Source organism: Paenibacillus shunpengii (assembly GCF_042684905.1).
In the GTDB taxonomy this organism is placed as follows: domain Bacteria; phylum Bacillota; class Bacilli; order Paenibacillales; family Paenibacillaceae; genus Paenibacillus; species Paenibacillus shunpengii.
The window spans coordinates 159730-181702 of the sequence record NZ_JBHUMJ010000002.1 but is presented as its reverse complement, the minus strand read 5'-3'; the positions used below and the strand labels follow the sequence as shown (position 1 = coordinate 181702).

The window sequence follows — 21973 nt, the reverse complement described above, 5'->3', positions numbered from 1 at the left end:
AGCTACTGAAGAAAATGAGCTCATCCGTCAGCGAGTTCAGCGGCTTGAATAGGAGATGACATTTCAAAGGCTCACGATTCGATCCACAAACCCATTATTTAAAGAGATATATTCCAATGATTCTTAATCCAATAGAGCAAAAACATGATCTCCCGTTCTAATCTTTGAGAAATTATCTGAATCATATACGGTTACTCCAATATTTATCATCCCAGATATAGAAGTTGAGAGATCCATATTTTTCACTTTAAATTCTAATTCTTCATTTGTAGTTCTAACCATAATATGTTTTTCAGTGAGATTTGGTATATTTGTATGGCCAGAGGAGAATGATGAATCAACCCCCCCTACAATAATACAGCCTAATTTTTCATGGTTTATACTGTATCCTACTTGCATAATATGTGTATAACTCATTGTTAGATCTCCTTATCTTTCAAAAATATCAAGTGATTGTTTGACATCTCTCAATTTTATTCCTTCATTCCGTAATCGCTGAATAGCATCTCTTGCAAGCATCATTCTTTCGGCTTGGCTTAACTCGGGTGCAAAGCGTGCTGCTCTAATACTAGCTTGTGCTTCATCTAGGGCAGTATTTATTGGATTTGGAATCATTTCATTGTTAATCAAGTCAAATTGATCAAAAGCTGTTCCTTTCTTTACTGTCTCATAGTGTCCGACAATTTCATGTGCAATAGTACCTTTACCACTAATTAAAGAGTTTGGATTTCTAGTTGGTAAATTGGTTGGTAAAACATCATTGTTAATAAACAGTATTTCTCCATATGCTATGCTTGTTTGAGTGGTAGTTATCTGATCGGCGATAATAATTTGATTCTCTGGAAACCCCAATTGTTTAGCATAACTAACTACTTCATTTATTTGTTCCTGAGTAAGTGGAGTATCATTCCTAAATCCTTTTGTATCAATAAAATTTTTAGCAAGATCAGTCTTATTAAAGCTCTCTTCATAACTACTTCCATTTCTACCTGATTCAGTCTTTAACTTCGAACCTCCCTTAATTCCAACTCTACTAATTGCTGCAGAACCTAAAATAACCGCTGCCTGTTCACCTAAATAGTTAGGAACCCCCCCGGATTCCTGGATTTTGGCCTGTGTGCCGTCCCAGAATGCTTCTCGCTTCTCATCATCCATGACCATATCTTTGCCCCATACAACAGCACCTTTTATGTCTTCTGCCGTTCCTATAGTAGCGTTATATGCCATGTCACCCAGTGTCCCTATCGGATCCTCGTATAAGTTAGTTGCTGTGTCTTTTAATGAATCCCCCAGATCTCCAAGGCCCTTTTTAACCCCACTGCCAAAATCCGCTGCGACGTCTCCCGCTTTTTCCAAGAATGATCTAGGAGGCTCACTGCTGCTTGTTGTACTAAGTTTATCGAATAACTCTAACCGCTGATCACCCATAAAATCCTGCAGCTGATCCGCATCCATGAAGCGTACGGCAATTCCTTTGAGTTCCTGACTGATCACATGCATACGCTCTATGGTTACATTCATCTGTTCATACGCTGTCTTAAAATCCGTTTGAAAATCAGTCCCTCTCTGACCATACCAATTGGACATCAGCATAAAAATTTGCCGGAGAAGGTTTTCATTGATCATCTTAAGCTGGTTCGATGCATTGTCGAATTGATCAGATACCGATAGCAGCACATCGATAGGAACTTTGATTCTTGTCATAAGCTACCTCTCCATTTGATAGATAGGTATAATTTTACTTATATATCACCCTATGGAAAAGGTACCCATGTCCCTTCAATGAACACGTCGATTCATACGGAAGACCTTCATTAATGAGCAGGATGGCAAATAACCCACAAATCTGCCCCTCGCCTGATTGGCAATGCGTGGTGCGCGACGGACGGAATCAGTCAGTAATACAAAAAAGAAACCTTGAAAAGCACCAAGGCTATCAAGGTTAGATAAATTAGTCTTCACTACATGGATAATCTGTTTAGGAACTGTTTCAACAACCAGCACTTCCGAGAGATATAACTTAAGAAGCGTATGACGTTGTGTCAGGAAAAACTCCATCTCCTTCTTTGAGTATTCTAATTAGTTTTGATGCCGCTGAAAAATAATAGAAATTACTAGTCGTGCCCGGTACTTTTTCAATCTCCTCAGGTTCTGCACTAATTTTGTTTAGCCGTAACCTCCCCAAATTATTTTTATCAGGGCCAAATTTATACACTACAAACTCTTCAGTTTCTTCTTCTTTCACCAGCAAAACGTACGTAGCCAAACCTATCTCCTCCTCAATCTTCATATATACTATCCGACCAATTATAATACTTTTGAGCTTCCGCATGTCCTTTTTCATAGGTAGCCCCATGCTTTTTCATGTAATTAGATTCAAACAATTCGTGATTGAGCAAAAGGATGTCATTCTTATTGTAGTTTCCTTGCACCATTCTTTCCCATGCCATAGCTTGTTGATAATTTGGGTCAAACAATTTTACTTGTCCATTGTCAAACTTATGTTTTTCTATGAACAAATGATTCTTAATCTGCTGAATATCAGCTTCTTTCCAACCTGTATTCTTTGCAATATCACTGATATGATTCTTCATAGTTCTAAAGCTTGCATATTTATTATTTGCAATATCTTCTTGTTTCATATACTCAGGTATAGAAGTGAGTTTCACTTTAGGTATGTCTACATTATCAATCCGTTCACCTTTAGCATTATGTGTTGGGTTTGGCGTCCCATTTGGATGAAGATCACCTGTCCCCTCATTACTGTCCTTACGGCTACCACCATCTCCACCTGTATCAGGTTTACGATTAGGGCCTCCTCCCTTAATCCCAAGCTTTCCTACCAGAATCGAACCCAACATTACTCCTGCTTGTTCGCCAACAAAGTTAGCTTTTCCGGATGCGTTGACCTCCTCCTGTATTCCTTCCAAGAATGCTTCACGTTCTCCTTCATCCATAACCATGTTTTTGCCCCATGCAGCGAAACCAATTACATCTTCGGCGGTCCCTACAGTTGCATTGTAAGCCATGTCCCCTAACGTCCCGATGGGATTCTTTACAATGGCTGTTCCTGTATCTTTTAATGATTCGACTACGCTTCCTAGACCTTTTTTGAGTCCTCCTGCCAGATCCTTTGCGGTGTCCCCGACTTGATCCATAAACGATCTAGGAGGCTCACTGCTGCTTGTTGTGCTGAGTTTAGCGAACAACTCCATCCGCTGTTCACCCATAAACTCTTGCAGCTGATCCGCATTCATAAAGCGAACAGCAATACCCTTCAGTTCCTGACTGATCACATGCATACGCTCTACGGTTACATTCATCTGTTCATACGCTGTCTTAAAATCCGTTTGAAAAGCAGTCCCTCTCTGACCATACCAATTGGACATCAGCATAAAAATTTGCCGGAGAAGGTTCTCATTGATCATCTTTAGCTGGTTAGAGGCATTGTCGAATTGATCAGATACCGATAACAGCACATCTATAGGAACTTTGATTCTTGTCATAAGCTACCTCTCCATTTGATAGATAGGTATAATTTTACTTATATATCACCCTATGGAAAAGGTACCCATGTCCTTTCATTAATCACGTCGATTCATACGGAAGACCTTCATTAATGAGCAGGATGGCAAAATAACCCACGAAGCGTGGTGCGCGACGGACGGAGTTAGTAATACAAAAAAGAAACCTTGAAAAGCCCGCAGCCAGTCAAGGTTCAAATAATTTTAGATCTTCAAAAATTCCACACTAATTCGGTCAACCTGGAACTCTACAGCTTTGCCAATTAAATCAGGATAGTTAGCAAAATATTCGTCATCGTCGGAAATAACGATCCCTGCATCAATTGAATCTTCATTAAGAATACCACGAATATAATAATTATAGCTTGTACCGATTCGTTTAAGTTCTTTTTTACTATTACATATTTCACGAATTTCTAATCCATCTAATATCATAAATCCTATGGTAACAGGGTATTCTTTTCCTACTTCAATTTCATAAGGGCATATAAACGCAAATCCCGTAAACTCTATTCCTTGTACTTCGAGTGTAACTTCCTCTTCAATATGTGGGTCTAATCCTTTAACTAGAGCTATATACCTCATTATTGTTACCTCATTTCGCTAGAGTCCGTTTCGAAGAGAGCTTCCCTTTGGCCGAACCAATGCGACATGAGTAATGAAAATTCCCCGGAGCAGGCTCTCATTCACATTTCCAAGTTATGTACTATTCAGGTACTCCGATCGTAGTCATAACCAACCTCTCACGTCCTACAATGCCAAGTCTTAACATGTTAGAACTTTTCTATCTGAACATGAGATCTACTTTATCCTCTAAATTAAATTCTTCCTCACCAAGCTCTACTAAATAAGTATCATCATCTGTTGCAGGCTCAAACCCAAATCTGATTTTTGGTATGTTGAATTTATCTTTTATGACTGCAAGATATTCTAGTGTTTTTTAACTTTTTGTCTTACCTCTAAACTTTTACCTTCGTATAGTTCATTTTCCGAAAAATTAAATGTAACACCTCCTACATCCTCATTAAAGGAGAATATAATCATTACATCATTTAATTGGCTCCCTATTTCTAACTGTTTAAGATATACATTTCCCGTTCCAATCGGTGAGAGTACATCCGAGAAACTTTTAATTTGATAAAATTTAATATCTGAACCACTATTGTGGTCATAGAAATGGGATGACTTAACTTCAGACGAGCTAACTTCAAGTTCATTATATACTAACTTGTCTAACTCAACTTTTGGAAAGTCTTCTAGTATAATCTCCATATTTTCCAAAAATATCACTCCTCTTATTGATCAATAAAACCCTTAAATGTTCCGTCTTGATTAAGCCTTACTCCACGTCCATCAGCTAACTTCTTTTCTAGGAATGTGATTCCCCTACCGTTTGTAACTTCAATGAAATCTCCTGGGGCATCATGCCTTATCCTTTTCCGCTTCTTCGCCACTCGTAATATATTCTATATCTTCGTCTGTGATTTCGTTACCATCCGATACTGGATGTCCATTAGCATCTAACATACCCATCACTGTCTTATCTGGGTCTGATACTATTAGAGTATAATCCTCAAATAAAAATGGATTAGGCTCAAGATCAACCGTCACTCTCCAAGCTGGCCGTATATCATCATTCTCTCTATCATCCGGGTTTATCCTAAATGTATAGGCTTCATCAAAGAGTAAGCTTTCTGTTCGTTCATCAACCGTTCCATCTAATCCATGCTCTTGATGATATCTTTTAGCGAGATCAATGGCTTCTCTTGGGGTTAATACGGTATTTACCGTGATTTCTTCTAGTTTACGATGATGTCTTGGAAAATCTTCTTCTACAAATTCAATTATCTTATCAAGCTCTTCTTTAGTTCGATTGTATTTTCTCATTTCGGTTTCTCCTTTCATCTAAAAAGGATAATTGAGCTACTGAAGAAAATGAGCTCATCCGTCAGCGAGTTCAGCGGCTTGAATAGGAGATGACATTTCAAAGGTTCACGATTCGATCCACAAACCCATTATTTAAAGAGATATATTCCAATGATTCTTAATCCAATAGAGCAAAAACATGATCTCCCGTTCTAATCTTTGAGAAATTATCTGAATCATATACGGTTACTCCGATATTTATCATCCCAGATATATAAGTAGAGAGATTCATATTTTTCACTTTAAATTTTAATTCTTCATTTGTAGTTCTAACCATAATATGTTTTTCAGTGAGATTCGGTATATTTGAATGGTCAGAGGAGAATGATGAATCAGCGCCCCTCCAATAATACAGCCTAATTTTTCATGGTTTATACTGTATCCTACTTGCATAATATGTGTATAACTCATTGTTAGATCTCCTTATCTTTCAAAAATATCAAGTGATTCTTTGACATCTCTCAATTTTATTCCTTCATTCCGTAATCGCTGAATAGCATCTCTTGCAAGCATCATTCTTTCGGCTTGGCTTAACTCGGGTGCAAAGCGTGCTGCTCTCAACCTGGAACTTTACAGCTTTGCCAATTAAATCAGGATAGTTAGCAAAATATTCGTCATCGTCAGAAATAACGGTCCCTGCATCAATTGAATCTTCATTAAGAACACCACGAATATAATAATTATAGCTTGTACCGATTCGTTCAAGTTCTTTTTTACTATCACATAATTCACGAATTTCTAATCCTCTTGTGGGTCTAATCCTTTAACTCGAGCTATATACCTCATTTGTATTACCTCTTTTCATATTCCGCAAGTTAATTACAGTAAATAGAGTTAATGACGAGGGAAAGAGGTTCATTTAACACTAGGTCAGCTCTTCATCAACGCTGTTGTTTGAATCGATCTCTCAACGAAGCAATCTTATCAATTTCATATTGATAATTACATTTACCTTTAAAATACTCCTCCATACTTTTAAAAAATTCCTCTGCTCCATCTAATAAGGCTACAATCAATTCATTTTTGGGAAGTACAACTTTAAAGTGGTGCCTACCCTCTAACTCATACTGCACTTTATCCCTAGATATTGATTTAATCGTAGCTTTACAGGTTGATCGGGAAAGTAAGTCTCCCCTTCTCCTAAATTCATCAAATTTTCTATAACATTTAAAATATACGCCCATAATTGGTCAACTAAATCCCATAAGGTAACATCAAGTAAAGACTCTTGGAAATACTTTAAAGTAATTGCTCCATTCAAATATTTAAAATCTAATAAATCTTCGAGATTCAATATCTCAGGAGCATTTTTAATCTGGACAAAATATTCTTCGATATTAGATTCCAAAAGTGATAGGTCGTTAATTTTTCTGTCAGGTCTACTAATAAAGGTATTTACATGAAACAATTTGCTCACCTACTATTCAGGATAAAATTGACCAACTCTGCCTTTGTTAAAACCAACTACATACTCCACTCCATGATAACATTCCTTCCAGAAAAGTTTCTCGTTCTCCTTCATCCATATGCTGCTGATATACATCGAAAATTCTACATTTATAGAAAACATTCGTTTCACCACCTTTTATCCATTCCAGCATTTTTCTGTATTCTCGCAGTTGTTGAATTGTATCTCTGGTCTCAGTTTTCGGGCCATATGCTTTTTTGAATTTAATTAGCTTTTCTTTAGCCTCAATTCCCATCTCTATCATAAAACTAATAATACTCGTCAGATTTAAATTCCTAAAATTCCTATACTGAAATTTTATATACAATGCTATTCTATGATTAGGCTGAACAATACAAAATCAAATGTAATAATCTCAATAAAACGATATAATAATAAAAAACAAATATCTTTGCTATCAAAGAAGTAACCTCTAGTGATAGAGTTCTTAAACTATAAGGAGCAATAATTTATGAATACTTCTACACAATCATTTGATCATCTGATTAGAATAATCAATAAATCTGCAGGTACTATCCAACGTAATCGTGGTACTTACTTTGAACAGTTAGTACAGATATATTTGCAAAATGAACCAATTTACAAGAATCTATATTCTGATGTTTGGCAACTAAAAGATGTACCAGAAGAATATTGTATACCTAAGAAAGATACTGGCGTGGACTTGGTTGCCAAAAACCGTAATACAGGTGAACTAACTGCAATTCAAGCCAAATTTTATCAAGGAAAAGTCGGCAAGGCTGAAATCAATTCATTCATTGCAGAACTTGGTAAAAGTTATTATAGTGCGGGCATGATTGTTTCTACTACTGATGAGTGGAATCAAAATGCACTTGATACAGTTGATTCGCAAACCAAGCAAGTACAAAAAATTGGATTGTCTGACTTACGACACTCAAAAGTTGATTGGTCTTCTGTCGATTTTGAAAAACCAAAGGAAATTATTATAAAATGTCACAAAAAAACACGTGACTATCAAGACAAAGCAATTGACCTTGCGAAAGAATACTTTAAGACTCATGATCGAGGAATGCTTGTTATGGCACCAGGAACAGGCAAAACCTTTACCTCACTGAAAATGGTAGAGCAGTTTGCTAAAAATAGTAATCAAAAAGTTTATAACGTCTTGTATCTTGTACCGAGTATTCAACTCTTAACACAAACACTGTTTGGTTGGAATGCTGATAGTTCTGACGATTTCAATCTTAATTCATTTGCTGTTACATCCGATAGGAAAGCAACAAAGAAAAAAGCGAATGACGATGATGCTGATATCTTAGCAACCGATATTGGTTTCCCAGCTACTACGAATGCGGTTGAAGTTGTAAAAAATTATCATTCTTTGAAATACAAAGGAGACAAAGTGACGTTGAACGTCATCTTCAGTACTTATCAATCAATAGATGTCATTCATCAAGCGCAAGAACTTGGCTATCCTGAATTTGACTTTATTGTGTCAGATGAAGCACACAGAACAACAGGTTTTAAGGAACAAGGTCAAGAAGATAGTACTTTTACAAAAGTTCATAGCAACGCTATCGTTCAAGGTAAACTTAGACTTTACCAAACAGCAACACCAAAAATTTATTCAGATAATGCCAAATCAAAAGGCGTTGAAAAGTCTGTTGTTATCTCCTCTATGGATGATGAATCTATTTTTGGCAAAGAAATTTTCCGTCTAGGTTTTGGTGAAGCGGTTGGACGTGGCTATCTGACTGATTACAAAGTAATGGTCTTGACTGTTGAAGAAGAAGCTATGACCAAAAATTTGCAACAAACCCTTGCTGATTCTGAGAACGGATTAAATATAGACGATGTCGGACGTATTGTAGGAGTTTGGAATGGAATGATTAAACGCGAAGGTGCCACTGGTAAAGTTAGTGGTCAACCGATGAAACGTGCCATTTCATTCATTGATACCATCGCGAACTCGAAGAAAATTGCTGAAAAATTTAATTCCGTAGTGAATGAATATCTTGGTGATAGTGCTGAAGAAAGTTTCCAAATTGATGTTCGCCACGTTGATGGTAGTTTGAATGCTTTACAAAAGAAAGAAGCACTTGATTGGCTTGCTGGTGAAATTGATAATAATGAAGCTCGTGTCTTGTCCAATGTAAAATTTTTGACTGAAGGAATTGATGTTCCAAACCTCGATGGAGTTATCTTCTTTGCACCAAAAAAATCACAAGTTGATATTGTTCAAGCTGTTGGGCGCATCATGCGTAAATTTGATGGTAAGGAATACGGCTACATCATCTTACCAATCGTTATCCCTGCTGGTGTGACGCCTGAGAATGTTCTTGATGACAATAAGACTTATGCAGCTGTTTGGCAGGTATTAAATGCTTTGCGTGCTACTGATGAACGTTTTAACGCTATTGTTAATCAGTTACAGCTTAATAAAAAGAAACCAGGAAATATCAATATCATCAATCCAGGTAAAGGACGTCCAAGAAAACCGTATGTAGAGGGTGAGGATGGACAAGGTGTCGACGTAGAGCAACCAGTTCAAACAGAGTTACAACTTTGGGATGAGATTGAAGATGCAATTTTCGGTAAAATAGTCCAGAAAGTTGGAGATAGACGCTACCTTGAAGATTGGTCAAAAGACGTTAATGAAATTGCTAAACGTTATATCAGATGGATAAATGAACGACTTATTGATAAAGACAATCCTATCAAAACTGAATTTACTAAGTTTGTTCATGGCCTACAACATAATATCAACGAAAGTATTACACAAGATTCTGCTGTTGAAATGCTGGCCCAACATTTAATTACAAAACCAGTGTTTGAAGCTCTTTTTGACGAATATAGCTTTGTCAATAATAACCCTGTATCGCAAGCGATGGAAACCATTGTTATTGAATTGCAAAAAGCTGGCTTTGAGAAAGAACAAGAAAAACTCGCACCATTTTATGAATCTGTTAAATTACGTGCGAGTGGTGTTGATAATGCAGAGGGTAAACAAAAAATCATTATCACGCTTTACGATAAATTCTTCTCAACTGGTTTCAAATCAACTACTGATCGATTAGGAATTGTCTTCACGCCGATTGAAGTGGTGGACTTCATTGTTAAATCTGTTGATGACGTACTAAAAAAACATTTTAGCAAGTCTCTTGCCAGTCAAGGTGTCCATATCTTAGACCCGTTTACTGGAACAGGAACATTTATTGTCCGCACGCTATCTTATCTCAAAACACAAATGGATAAAGGCAACATTACACTTCCGGATATTACGCGTAAATACACGCGAGAACTTCACGCCAATGAAATTGTGCTTTTGAGTTATTACATTGCAGCTATTAATATTGAAGCAACTTTTGATGATATTAAAGGGGATGAACAAGGTTATGCACCGTTTGAAGGTATTGTTTTGACCGATACTTTTGAATCGACCGAAAAAGAAGACACGCTAGATGATAGCTTTTTTGGAATTAATGATGAGCGCTTGAAACGTCAACAGGAAGTACCAATAACAGCAATTATTGGTAACCCTCCATATTCTGCTGGTCAGAATTCTGGAAATGATGATGCTCAAAATTTGAAATATCCTAAATTAGATACAGCTGTTGAACGTACTTATGCAAAAAACTCAACGGCAGTAAATAAGACATCACTATATGATTCATATATTAAAGCAATTCGATGGTCATCTGATCGATTGAATCAGAATGGTGTTATTGGCTTTGTAACCAATGGACAATTTATTGATAGTCGTGCAGCTGATGGCCTCCGTAAATCACTTTACGAAGAATTCAATCATCTGTATATCTTTAATTTACGTGGTGACCAACGTACACAAGGTGAAACCTCACGCCGTGAGGGAGGTAAAATATTTGGGTCTGGTAGTCGTACGCCAATTGCGATCAGTATCCTTGTTAAAGATGGTAGTGGTGACCATAAATTACATTATCATGATATTGGGGACTATCTTAGCCGTGATGAGAAGCTTGCTATCTTGCGTAATAACCAATCTATTTTAGGTATTGATTGGCAGACAATTGTCCCTGATAAGAATAATGACTGGATTAACCAACGCGATGAGAATTATGACAAGTATTTGTCTATTGAAGAATTTTTCATAAATCGAGCAGCTGGTATAAAGACAAACCGTGATAGTTGGACATACAATTTTTCAGACAATGCGGTTAAGTCTAACTCTGAAAAGATGATTGCAAGGTATAATTCTGAAATAGATCGTTTATCAAATATTGCTAACATTGCCGAACGTCAAAGGAAAACAAACAAAGATGAATCTTATATTAAGTGGACTCGTGCACTGTTCCAACGCTTTGATAGGTCGGAGAAAATTGTAGCTGATGGTAAAGTAGTTGTAAGTATGTATCGTCCCTTTACTAAGAAATGGTTGTACTATAAGCGAGAGATCATTGAAAGTACTGGAAATATGAATAATATATTCAATAGGGAAAATATAGGAATTATTATTCAAGGTGCCGGAGAAAAATCAAGCTTTTCTGCTTTAATTACCAATGAAATCCCAAATTTTCATTATGTTGCTACAGGCAAAGGTTTTTATCTTAAGAATAATGATTTCGCTGGTTTGATTTCGGATGAATACAACGTCAGACATAAATTCGAATTGAACTCAGAAGATACTTTTTATTATATTTATGGTGTTTTCCACTCAACAGAATATCGTAAAAAGTACGCTAATGATTTACAAAAGGCATTACCTCGTATCCCTTTACTCAAAAATAAAGAAAAATATGTTGAAATCGGACGCAAACTTGCAAATTTGCATTTAAACTATGAAAACCAACCAAGTTGGGACGGCGTTGAAGTTCAAATCACAGGTCCCGAACTAAATTATCGTGTAAAGAAAATGAAACATCCAAGGAAAGGTATTTTGGATACGATTATTTTTAATGAAAATATCACGATTAAAAATATTCCTGAGGAAGCCTATGAGTATGTCAGCAACGGCCGTCCTGCGATTGAATGGATTATTGACCAGTATCAAGTGAAGAAAGATAATAAGTCAGGTATCACTGATGATCCGAATGAATTCAGTGATGATCCAAAGTATATTTTGAATTTGTTGCTGTCTGTGATTACGGTTAGTATGAAGACGATTGATTTAGTTGATCAGTTACCTAAGTTTGAGGTGGTTGATTATAATCAAACCAATCGTGCTGAAATTTATCCAATTGGGAATAATAATGATTTACCAATGGTCGCAGAAAAAAGTGAAAAGAAATATAAATAATTTAAAAACTGACCTGCCATAATTTTGGCAGGTCAGTTTTTATAATTAAATTGGGTGAAATTGGATAATTATTAATCCAATTTCACCCAATTTTACGTTAATTTTTCGACTTTGAATCACCGTTAAGGTTTCAAAGCACTTTTTTTACCTTTTGGAATTATAGATGATTATAGTTTTTAATTTATGTTTGATATAGAATTTTCATTTTTTCTTTTGGCTCTGATTCTGTTCTCATTAAAAAATTGCAATTCTATCCGAAATTATAAAACTAAGCATTTAATTGAATGGCTAGTCGTTATATTTATTTCAACTATTTCCTAAAATACTACATATCCATTCCTTTCCGAACATATAAAAATAAATCTTTTATATTAAAGGAACTTTCAGAAAAAATTTGCTATTAACAGTGCCGGAGAAGGTCCTCATTGATCATCTTGAGCTGGTTAGATGCATTGTCGAATTGATCAGATACCGATAGCAGCACATCTATAGGAACTTTGATTCTTGTCATAAGCTACCTCTCCATTTGATAGATAGTTATAATTTTACTTATATATCACCCTATGGAAAAGGTACCCATGTCCTTTCGTTAATCATGTCGATTCATACGGAAGACCTTCATTAATGAGCAGATAATTGCTCGACAAAAGGGATATCTGCTGGAGCAAATGAATATCCCGCCATCTCTCCTACTTGGATCCATCTATATTCATCATGATCTGATAACTCAATCGTCCCTCCCCGCATGTTTGCCTTATATGCAATAAGTCGTATCGTCACCGTTTCATAAGCATGCTCATTTACAGCAAAAAAAGCATACGGCTCAATTTCGATATTCATCTCTTCCTGCAGTTCTCTAACCAAGCACGCCTCCGGTGATTCACCAACCTCAATCTTGCCACCTGGGAATTCCCATAAACCCGCTTGAGACTTCCCTTCTCGTCGACGTGCGATGAGGATACGACCATCCGTGTCTTCAATTATGGCTGCTGCTACTTCGATCATCTTGATCACCGTCCTAAATTATAGTACTAATGATATTCTACGGTACATTAATATTCTTCGCCAAATCCTCTACCTTCCGATACTACATCTCCATTAGCATTTATTAAATTCATTACCAACTTATAATGGCCCGCCCAGTAAAAAAACACCTTGAAAGGCATGATGCCTATCAAGGTGTTATGAGTAAAAGATCAACTCCTTACCATGGAAGCTAACATTGCTTCACCTGCCTATTCATCCACCCGAATGTCTCTAACCTGCTGAGCCAAGTCCACCTGTGTATGATCCAGTTCCACCTTCACTTTACCCCGACGTCTCTTCTCCCGCCATTCTCTTAACTGTTCTTCCGTTTCCAATCTCAGTTCAGCAATTTCGGTTGCCCGGTCAAAGATGTACTTGGAGGTATACAATAGCCTGTATATTCCAAGTCCACCGGATACAATGGGCTGTGTTCGCTTCGTCCATTCCTCGATCGTGAATTTTACATACAGCTGATCCTCGGTCCCAGGTCGTGCAGGACGTTCCTTGATCTCCCCTCTTCTCAGCACTTTCCAATCCTTCACTTTGCCAACGTAATGAATTCCGGTTTCACCCGTGTCCGCAAATTTTCCAATGGATTGATATACTGCTATATATTCAATTTGCGTAAGTATTCGGTGATCTGCGATATTACTCAGCGGCAAATGATAGTACTTGTACTTTAACGAACTCTCTAATTGAGCCACTTCTCTCAACGATCCAACGAGTACATTCTTGCCCGCAAGCTTGTTTTTATAGTATCCCTGTGTACCACGTGGTCTCGTAGACCTCTCATATGCTTTTTCCGGGCTATCCATAATAATCTCTTCCAAGAACTTATCCATCAGCTCCGTCGCATTCGGCAAGAAGGGAAAGGCCCCGACGTTGACCATCTCAATGCTCTTATAGAATTTATGCTCTTGGTAATTCTGCTCATCATGATATGGAAAAAGCACGTAAGCACCAAACATACTACGCTCTAGCTCCTGCCCACCCTCACTGTAGACAATCGCATCCCGATAGCGGTGCATCGTATTAATATCCTCCTCCACCGGCCCGGGCTGCTTATACTTCTCATAATAATAGGAGCCTTCATAGGCAGGATCAATCCGGTACTTGGCATCAAAAATATATTTATACTCCATCGTGGAGTCGTTCTTCTTCAACGTAAGCACATTATCCGGTCTTTGGCCTAACGTCGCACTCCGGTCCCCACTTGGCAGCCTATTATAATAGAGCGTGAAGATTTCGCCATTCCTTGGGTTGCGGTACACCATCCTTGCGGACTGTGATTTGTCGAGTGTAAAAAACACGCCCGTCCGATTCACCTTAATCATGTCCTGCTTCAATAGCTCATACTTCTGACCAAGGAGCTCGTTCATCTTCAGGAAGCACCAATACTCATATAGCTGGGCTAAATCCTTCATAGACAAACGAAATAGATCACTTTGCACGCTCAGTCCCTTCATTAGCATTAAATAACTCCGATATACCTCGCGATATCCCGGCGCCATCTGTAGTACTAATGAAACCGATAGCTGCTTCATCTCACCAACCTTCAAGAAATCAAGCTGTAATAAACGCTGCAGCTGATTTTGAATCGAGGTAATCTTCTTATCCAGTACGGGGTCCTGCAGTTTACCTGAGCCGCTCAGCTTTCTCTTCATCTCCTGCAGCTTCTTCGATACCCGGATCAGCACCCATCTCACAAATCGATTCTCCATTGTATCAAATTGAACCTCGCGTTTCGTTTCAAGTGCATGGGATGGATTCAGACGCTGCCCCTGGTGTGGAATAAATCCATGCGCTTCATGATGCGTCAACAGGTACGGACGTTTGGCGAGAAACGCGATATTTTCTTTCCCCGCCTTCCTAACCTTAGCTGCATCCACGATTTTTTGCTCTTTAACTAGGCTGTAATGAGGGCTCATGTGAATTCGTTCTACGGCTTGTCTTAGCTGATCAAACACATGCTGCAATATCGTAAAGAACTCCGTTAGACTCTGATTGCGTGTCTCCTTTAACCCTGTCAGATGATAGGTCTTTCTTAAAAAATCAAAGGATAAATTATATATCTGCCGATTAATGTCACTCAGAATCATTTGGTAATCCCTTTTGTAATCCATCTTGGAAGGATAGATCTCGATTTGCAGCTGGAATACAGGCTGCCCCTGCTGACGAAGCTCAAGCTCGGTTAACCCTACCTCGTTCTGAAAATTCAAAATACCAGAAAGAATTGATTGCCCGAGTGGCTTAACGGCTTGCCGTATATATAAGTTGTCATGGTAGAACGTTAGATCTGTTCCTTGTTTCTTCTCCACAACAAGCTCATATGACTGTGTTTCATAGAATAATGGATAGCTCTTCTCTCCCGTCTGCCATGGAACCAGCTGTCCCTGCTCAGGCGAAAAAACAAATAGGTTCTCCACCACAAGTTCACTAGAAGAGATACTCACCTGTAGCGTGTTCGAATCCATCCAAGCTCCAGCATTATCCCGATGAAGCTGTAAGGATTCTACCGTCGGATGATAGGGCTTGCCCTGAATATAGAGGTTAAAAAGATTCGTCTCAATCCGGATCAGCTCTACACTCTGATTAAGAAAGCCAATAGGAGGTGAACCCATCTTCCTCTAACCTCCGTATCATGAAGGCAAGCTTCCGTGCAGACTGTGGATACTTCACTTCCTCGGCCTGCTGCTTACTGCCATATTTTATATATAAATCAGAAGCGTCATCCAAGAGATCCCTAACAGAAATGGACTTGCCAATGGCTTCCTGCATTAAGAGGAGCAATACCTTTTTGACGGATAAGCTACTTCCTTGAATGCGAGGCAGGATCTTCTGGAGTAGCTGTCCATCAAACGCATTGTCCTCTGGTAATAGCTCAAAGCGCTGATTATATGCCATGTAAAAGCAGATGGAGTCCCGAATCCGGAAGCCGACATGTGAATGAATCTCCTCTAAAATGTTGTTGATCTTCACCAGTTTATCTGTCGTCGAACCCACAAGCTCTGGATAGGCGCTATACATATCGGTTAGCTGCAAATATTCGCTCCGCAAGAAAGCATTATTTGTACTTGAAGATTCAAAGTCGTCTATCTCTACTCCATCAGATGGAAATTGCTCTAGATTAATATAGTTGAATTCAATCGTGTTCGCGCGATCCAGCACCTTTTTGCTAAAAGGATGGGTTGTCTCGTCCATGTTGACCGTTCCAATTACATACACATTATCCGGCAGAGTCAGGCCACCATATAGAGACTGGTCTTCCTCTCTTAATGACTCCGGTCCAATGAGTGCAGAAGTAACGATTCGACTTCCCTGCCATTCTTGGGTTTCCATTACACTCAGCAGATCACTGAAATAATATTCCACGCGCGCTAGGTTCATCTCATCCAGACAGATAAAATACGGCTTGTTCTTATTCTCTGGTTTAGATGCCTCTACTAACACTTCCGTTAAACGCCCAGGTCTAAACACACCCGAAAGATCCTTATACCCTAACAGATCCGATGGATCACTCCAGTCTGGTCTTACCGGGATTAAAGTGAACTGTCCGTTCGCCATTGTTGCTCCCAAAGCTTCTGCAAAGAGCTTCACCAGCTTCGTCTTCCCTGTTCCTGATACCCCGGCTAGAATGACGAAAGGCTTGGTCTTGAGGGACAAATAGAAGTTCTCCATGAGACCATCCGGGTAGAGGAAGCCTTTGTGGTGGATATATTGTTTGACTTGTTCCAATTGGTCTCGCACATGGATGGTCACTGGAGTTGGCTCCTCCTCTGAAGTAGTTGCATCTGTTCTATTTTGTAACACGATATCTACATATTGCTTGTAGTTAGACACGAGGCTCTCAAGGTCTTGTAGGAGTACTTCATCCTCCGGCAGCGAGTCTCTGTTGTATTTGATATAAGCAACCGTAGAGACTTGGTAATCTCGGCCCAGGCCGCTTTTTTCCATGAGATAAATATCCTCGTCCTTATGTAGTCCGTCTAGTGGGATAAGGCTACGGATTTCTTGAGTTTTTTGCTTGAGGTACTCGTATCCTCTGAGCTTGCCTTGCTTTAAGGGTTCAGTAACACCTTGTATGAATGTAAGGTACACTGACTGCATATCCTCGGAGAACAGGTATACGATATATTCACCCTGCTGGGTTGTCTGCGTGATTCGCTTGTCCATAAGTGCAATCCAAGGAATGGTGGCCCAGTTCCCCTGTCCAACAGAACCTTGAACCTTGTATTGCTCATTTAATGATAATAGGTGCTTCAACTGGCTCGGTATAGAATTTCTAACTAAGGTACCCAACAGGTGCTGAGCAAACGGTTCCGTTTTCGCTTGTAGATAAGTGTTCATGATCTGCGATAATGCACCGTGTAAGGAGAAAGACGACGGAGTCGTTCTATTCAGTTCCAGCTTCCTATTGTAATTGTCTAGCTCTTGCATGGCGTATTCTTTAAGCTCCTTAAGTGTGTCCTCCTTGAACCACTCTGGATTGGAGAAGGTAATGGTTTGATTAGCAGGGTCGAATGTGAGAACAGAGGATAGGGCATCGATTGGTGTTTTTAGTAGGGATTTGGTTTGGCTTAAGGTGAATTCATTCCATCCCGAAGCACGTTGTTCTGGTGGTGAATCTACTATGTTTCCTAGCTCGCTTTCGTCTTGGAAGTATTTCTGGAACTTTTGAGCTATTTGATCTAATGGAGCTTGGATCGATTGAGTTTCTTCATAGAATTCAATGATGGATAGGATAAGGACCATTTTGTATGATTTTTGTTTGGAACGGAATATAGTTGAAAGTGATTCTGGTAGCATGATAACCTCCGTGAAATGACTAGGTAATTTTAGTATAAAAGAAATAAAAGCAGCTTCCAAAGCACGGAAACTACTTTAATTATGATTTAAATTTCTGAGTTTAGCTTGTACTTATTAGGCTGCTCAGCTGCCACTGCATTTGAATTGCTTAATAAATATTCGTCATTTCTTGTTAAGTTTGCTAATCGATTGATGAAATACTTTTCTAGCTCTCTGTCTGTACAAAATATAAAACATCCTTTTTGGCCTCTTGTAAGCAAAGTACGATACGTATTTCTAACAATCTCATCGGCCAATTTCAATGCTTTTTGAGGATTGTCTCTATAAAGCTTCTTAAGCCCTTTTAGGGAATTATCCGTTTTAGCTCGCTTAGTAAAGTCAGTCTCTACACTTCCTTGCTTGCAAAACATATCGTCTCCTATAATGACACCAACGTAATCGAATTCTAATCCCTGTGATGTGTGAATACAGCCGATCTCATTTACGGAATCCTCATCTATTGCCCAACTGTCCGTATTCGCCAGATTCCAGCTCATCCCAAACCCATGCTCTTCTATCTGAATATCATGTATATCTGAATTGTATTTTCCTTCCTTATTCCAATTCCAACAATATCCTGCCAATAGTCGTGCCTTGTTATTTATTCTATTCAGTCTTACAATCTCATCTCTCATCTCGGACGGATCTGAATAAATTCGAAAGTCATAATCCTTGTCTATCATATCAGCATTTGCCGTTTTTCTAATTTGTAATACATCATCAATCCAGGCAAGATAACCATCAGATCCATTACAACGAAATTGCGACTCAAGTTCCCTTACTGTAATTGCTGCTTTAGATTCAGATGCGAAATGCTGGATAGCTTCAATACTTCCTGCATCTTTCAGAGTAACACGCTGCCGTTCATCTATAAAAAATACAGCAAGTTTTGCCGCATTAATAATTTCTTTAATTTGGTTTTCTCCAAGATTACTGAACATTCCGGATTTCTCATTTAGTCTGTGAGCTTCATCTACAATTAGTACATCAATTTCGTTCGGAGGAGCTTCTATATAGCTTCCGGAGCTTTTAAATAAATTATCTATGTGTCCCTTTCTGAAATCTCTTTTTAATTTTTTAGCATAAACTGATCTAGGAGCTGCATTCTTAGTTACATATTGGCACACCATGTTCTGAGCAGTTAGTTGGGCTAGAAGATTTATTGCTAACACTGACTTGCCGGTTCCAGGTCCTCCTTTAACAATAAGCACTTGTTTTTTATTCGAACGAATAGCCTCACTAGCAAGTGACTTTGCTGTCTCAAAAATCACTTTTTGATCATCAATCATGACAAACTCATCATTTCCCTTCAGCATTCCCAGAAGAGAATCTTGAAGAGATTTGGATGGTCTGATTTTCCCTTTTTCTACCTTATATAGGTTAGATTTATTGTCGCCATACTTAATATATTGTTTAATAAAACTTCGTAATCTTTCTGATTCATTTTTAACAAAAACAGGTGCCTTTTTTATATAGAATTGGTATTTTTCATGATTAATTGGATCATCTGTCCCTAAGCTGGGGTAGTTGTGCAAATATGCGCAAGGATACAATTCAATTTTCTCATCCTGTACATTTGAATTATAATCTTTGATCAAGGCTGCATATGACCACGCTTGATAGGATGGATGGACAGTCTCTCTTATCCCACCTCCTAACGCTGTTCTTACAATAGCCTCTTTGTTATCAACTTTTTCTGCCTTTTCCCACTGCTTTAGTTCAATTATCACGATATTCTCACTAGCTTTACTTCTACCTGAGATTATAAAATCAACTCTCTTGGAAGAGTAAGGAATTCTAAATTCAATAGCTACTCCCGCATTTCCAGGAATTTCAGGATCACTAAGAAGACGGTACATATAGTTCATGGAATTTTCCCATGAACGAAGCTCATTCTTACCAATGCCACCAACTTTATCACCGAAATTAGACATTAAGTTATCTACTAGTTTATCTTTAAAAACATCTGTTAAGAATTCGCTCTTCAAAGCTTCATAAACAATCAAGTTTATTCGTACCCCCTGGGCTATACAATACGCTTATATTATAGCTTATCCTACATCTAGATGTTCAAATGTCTTGGCAAATTTGAGATCACACTATATTAAATTAATACTTTTCTATTGGAAGCAGCCTTTGCCCCTTTTACATGCTGCTGCCTCAAATTAGGATCTACTATATTTAACTCTTTCAGCTTCTCTACTATTTCTAAAATCTCAGTCTCAGAAAGGACGGGTCTCTTTTCTTCCATACTCAATCTATTAATCTTCCTCTGAATAAACTCCGAAAGCTCAACGTCATATATAATCAGCTCATTCGACTGAATCTTCCTCAGCTCCGGATCGACATTAAATCTACAACGCATCGTAAAAGAAATCATCGAAACATAGGGAACCTTAAATTCCGGAATATGTGCTTGTATCGCTTTAATATGCCCATAGTTCTGTCTGAGTGGATTGTAGAGCTTAAACCGGTTGCTGACGCTCCATTCCCTGTCTTCCTTCTTTCCCTTGATCTCTCCGTTATAATTCTTCGTTTCAATCACGAATATAGCATACGGAGACACAACAACATGATCGATTTGAGAGTATCCAGAGCGCGACTTGGAATTCACTAGCATTAAGTCGCTGATATACTTGCACTCTTTTGGAAGCTGATCCAGCTGAATATTGATCTTGTGCTCCCCAAGCTCACCAATACGCGTGGGGGCTACTTTCGGCTTTGCTTTTACTGATGTGCTCTTCTTTTCCTTCTTAACTTCCTTCTCTACTGTCTTCTTAACTTCTTGCTTCTTCTCACTCTTAAACCAGCCTAATATCTGCTTGAGAATTTCCTTCTCCTCCTCAGCTCGTGTACAACCGACTCCACTTCTCCAGCCGTTCCCTCATCACGTCCCGGTAACTTACCGGCTCCAGGATCTCGGCATCTGGACCGTACTGGCTCAGCCAGTTTAGAAACTCTCGATCGTGATTGAGCGTTACCTCGAATAAGAGACTTCCATCTTTCATGTCTTTCATCTTCGGACTAATAAACAACTCTTCTTCCTTTATGTATCTTGCTACATCGGCCGAGAACTTTACTTTAAAATGGATCTGCTGCTCTCCGCGCTCGATGGACCATGTGTTCTTCATATAACTCTTTAGATTGAAATCTCTGCGGTCGAAGTGTGTCTCTGTCATCTCCATGGAGCGAAAACGGCTTAACCGAAATGTGCGGATCTCCTCCGCTTGATGACAATATCCAATGAGATAAAAGCGCTGATCCCGTGGGACCAGATAATACGGAGCGATCTCTCGTTCTGTCAGCTCGTTGCGGCTCTGGGTATGGTATTGCACCTTAACCCTTTTTTCCTCCAGAATCGCCTGAATGACCTGCAGCAAGTAATTCGGAGAATTCTCTCTATATGCAGGTGACCCCATCTGGATGATATCCGTGACATTCTGGAGCAGCTCTGCATCTTTTCGTTTCTTCCGATAATGGGAGGACATCACTTTGTCGTAAGCACTGTCGAATCCCGGCGGCAGGTTGGTCTGATCCACGAACGAAGGAAGCATCGTAAACACCAGTTCTTCTTCATCGGTCCAATTAAATGGAAACATTGCGAAATTTCCCGTAAAAGCATACCCCTTGCCATACCCGATATTCGTAATAGGAACCAGTGTATCCAGTGCCCGCAAATCCCGGTATATGGTTCGTTCATTCGACTCGCATTTCTCAGCCAGCTCTGGTGCCGTAATACCCGGCCTGGCTTGAATCGCATGTATAATCTTAAACCAGCGAAAAAACTTGTCAGACATAGAACTATACTCCCAGCCATTATAGATTTATCCAAACCACGTAATTCAAAAGATTCATTTATAGTTCATACTTCAGAACTATACTCACTATTATATAGAACAATATGGGAATATGTCATATATTTTTGCAATTAAATGAAAAAAAAGGATGGAT

Annotated in this window: 16 protein-coding genes; 1 reads left to right on the top strand and 15 read right to left on the bottom strand. The window is 38.7% G+C overall.

What is annotated here, in order from left to right:
• Positions 1-123: 123 nt before the first annotated feature.
• The 9 genes from ACFSVM_RS00780 to ACFSVM_RS00740 all read right to left on the bottom strand — a co-directional run bounded on the left by ACFSVM_RS00780 (position 124) and on the right by ACFSVM_RS00740 (position 7162).
• On the bottom strand, positions 124-417 hold the full coding sequence (locus ACFSVM_RS00780) for a hypothetical protein (protein WP_076312361.1): 294 nt from the start codon (positions 415-417) through the stop codon (positions 124-126).
• Between the two features lie 12 nt (positions 418-429).
• Positions 430-1704, bottom strand: a complete 1275-nt coding sequence (locus ACFSVM_RS00775) for a WXG100 family type VII secretion target (RefSeq protein ID WP_379259877.1) — start codon at positions 1702-1704, stop codon at positions 430-432.
• Between the two features lie 316 nt (positions 1705-2020).
• Positions 2021-2266, bottom strand: a complete 246-nt coding sequence (locus ACFSVM_RS00770) for a hypothetical protein (protein ID WP_076312364.1) — start codon at positions 2264-2266, stop codon at positions 2021-2023.
• Between the two features lie 13 nt (positions 2267-2279).
• Positions 2280-3506, bottom strand: a complete 1227-nt coding sequence (locus ACFSVM_RS00765; RefSeq protein ID WP_379259875.1) for a WXG100 family type VII secretion target — start codon at positions 3504-3506, stop codon at positions 2280-2282.
• Positions 3507-3728: 222 nt separating this feature from the next.
• Entirely contained in the window at positions 3729-4109 is a 381-nt protein-coding gene (locus ACFSVM_RS00760) for a hypothetical protein (RefSeq protein ID WP_076312366.1), read from the bottom strand.
• A 345-nt stretch (positions 4110-4454) separates the two neighbouring features.
• Entirely contained in the window at positions 4455-4805 is a 351-nt protein-coding gene (locus ACFSVM_RS00755) for a hypothetical protein (protein WP_256702765.1), read from the bottom strand.
• Between the two features lie 141 nt (positions 4806-4946).
• Positions 4947-5411, bottom strand: coding sequence for a hypothetical protein (locus tag ACFSVM_RS00750; RefSeq protein ID WP_076312367.1), 465 nt, complete (start codon positions 5409-5411; stop codon positions 4947-4949).
• A 1096-nt stretch (positions 5412-6507) separates the two neighbouring features.
• Positions 6508-6858 carry a hypothetical protein gene (locus ACFSVM_RS00745; RefSeq protein WP_083655791.1) on the bottom strand — a complete coding sequence of 117 codons (351 nt, stop codon included), beginning with the start codon at positions 6856-6858 and terminating at the stop codon, positions 6508-6510.
• Between the two features lie 46 nt (positions 6859-6904).
• Positions 6905-7162, bottom strand: a complete 258-nt coding sequence (locus tag ACFSVM_RS00740; RefSeq protein WP_076312368.1) for a hypothetical protein — start codon at positions 7160-7162, stop codon at positions 6905-6907.
• A 207-nt stretch (positions 7163-7369) separates the two neighbouring features.
• Here ACFSVM_RS00740 and ACFSVM_RS00735 point away from each other — a divergent pair, with 207 nt between their 5' ends.
• The gene (locus tag ACFSVM_RS00735; protein ID WP_083655792.1) at positions 7370-12151 is read left to right on the top strand and encodes a DEAD/DEAH box helicase; all 4782 of its coding nucleotides are present in this window, start codon (positions 7370-7372) and stop codon (positions 12149-12151) included.
• 621 nt (positions 12152-12772) lie between these two features.
• On the opposite strand, the gene ACFSVM_RS00730 is transcribed toward ACFSVM_RS00735, so the two are convergent.
• From ACFSVM_RS00730 to ACFSVM_RS00705, 6 genes are all read right to left on the bottom strand, one after another.
• A complete protein-coding gene (locus tag ACFSVM_RS00730; RefSeq protein WP_379259870.1) occupies positions 12773-13156 on the bottom strand; it encodes a (deoxy)nucleoside triphosphate pyrophosphohydrolase in 384 nt (127 codons plus the stop codon).
• 230 nt (positions 13157-13386) lie between these two features.
• Complete coding sequence (locus ACFSVM_RS00725; protein WP_379259868.1) at positions 13387-15798, bottom strand: DUF2357 domain-containing protein; 2412 nt, start codon at positions 15796-15798, stop codon at positions 13387-13389.
• Positions 15770-17983, bottom strand: coding sequence for an MrcB family domain-containing protein (locus ACFSVM_RS00720; RefSeq protein ID WP_379259866.1), 2214 nt, complete (start codon positions 17981-17983; stop codon positions 15770-15772). The genes ACFSVM_RS00725 and ACFSVM_RS00720 overlap by 29 nt, the downstream gene beginning before the upstream one ends.
• Positions 17984-18069: 86 nt before the next feature.
• Positions 18070-20028 (bottom strand): DNA/RNA helicase domain-containing protein, encoded by a 1959-nt coding sequence (locus ACFSVM_RS00715; protein ID WP_379259864.1) that lies wholly within the window; start codon positions 20026-20028, stop codon positions 18070-18072.
• Positions 20029-20126: 98 nt separating this feature from the next.
• On the bottom strand, positions 20127-20720 hold the full coding sequence (locus ACFSVM_RS00710) for a nuclease-related domain-containing protein (protein WP_379262822.1): 594 nt from the start codon (positions 20718-20720) through the stop codon (positions 20127-20129).
• 145 nt (positions 20721-20865) lie between these two features.
• Entirely contained in the window at positions 20866-21819 is a 954-nt protein-coding gene (locus tag ACFSVM_RS00705; protein WP_379259862.1) for a helix-turn-helix transcriptional regulator, read from the bottom strand.
• Between the last annotated feature and the right edge of the window lie 154 nt (positions 21820-21973).

Excerpts from the sequence above, each read along its gene's own strand:
- ACFSVM_RS00775 (WP_379259877.1), bottom strand. The coding sequence starts at position 1,704 with ATGACAAGAATCAAAGTTCCTATCGATGTGCTGCTATCGGTATCTGAT.
- ACFSVM_RS00720 (WP_379259866.1), bottom strand. The coding sequence starts at position 17,983 with ATGCTACCAGAATCACTTTCAACTATATTCCGTTCCAAACAAAAATCA.
- ACFSVM_RS00740 (WP_076312368.1), bottom strand. The coding sequence starts at position 7,162 with ATGATAGAGATGGGAATTGAGGCTAAAGAAAAGCTAATTAAATTCAAA.
- ACFSVM_RS00730 (WP_379259870.1), bottom strand. The coding sequence starts at position 13,156 with ATGATCGAAGTAGCAGCAGCCATAATTGAAGACACGGATGGTCGTATC.
- ACFSVM_RS00760 (WP_076312366.1), bottom strand. The coding sequence starts at position 4,109 with ATGAGGTATATAGCTCTAGTTAAAGGATTAGACCCACATATTGAAGAG.
- ACFSVM_RS00705 (WP_379259862.1), bottom strand. The coding sequence starts at position 21,819 with ATGTCTGACAAGTTTTTTCGCTGGTTTAAGATTATACATGCGATTCAA.
- ACFSVM_RS00765 (WP_379259875.1), bottom strand. The coding sequence starts at position 3,506 with ATGACAAGAATCAAAGTTCCTATAGATGTGCTGTTATCGGTATCTGAT.
- ACFSVM_RS00725 (WP_379259868.1), bottom strand. The coding sequence starts at position 15,798 with ATGGGTTCACCTCCTATTGGCTTTCTTAATCAGAGTGTAGAGCTGATC.
- ACFSVM_RS00780 (WP_076312361.1), bottom strand. The coding sequence starts at position 417 with ATGAGTTATACACATATTATGCAAGTAGGATACAGTATAAACCATGAA.
- ACFSVM_RS00735 (WP_083655792.1), top strand. The coding sequence starts at position 7,370 with ATGAATACTTCTACACAATCATTTGATCATCTGATTAGAATAATCAAT.
- ACFSVM_RS00750 (WP_076312367.1), bottom strand. The coding sequence starts at position 5,411 with ATGAGAAAATACAATCGAACTAAAGAAGAGCTTGATAAGATAATTGAA.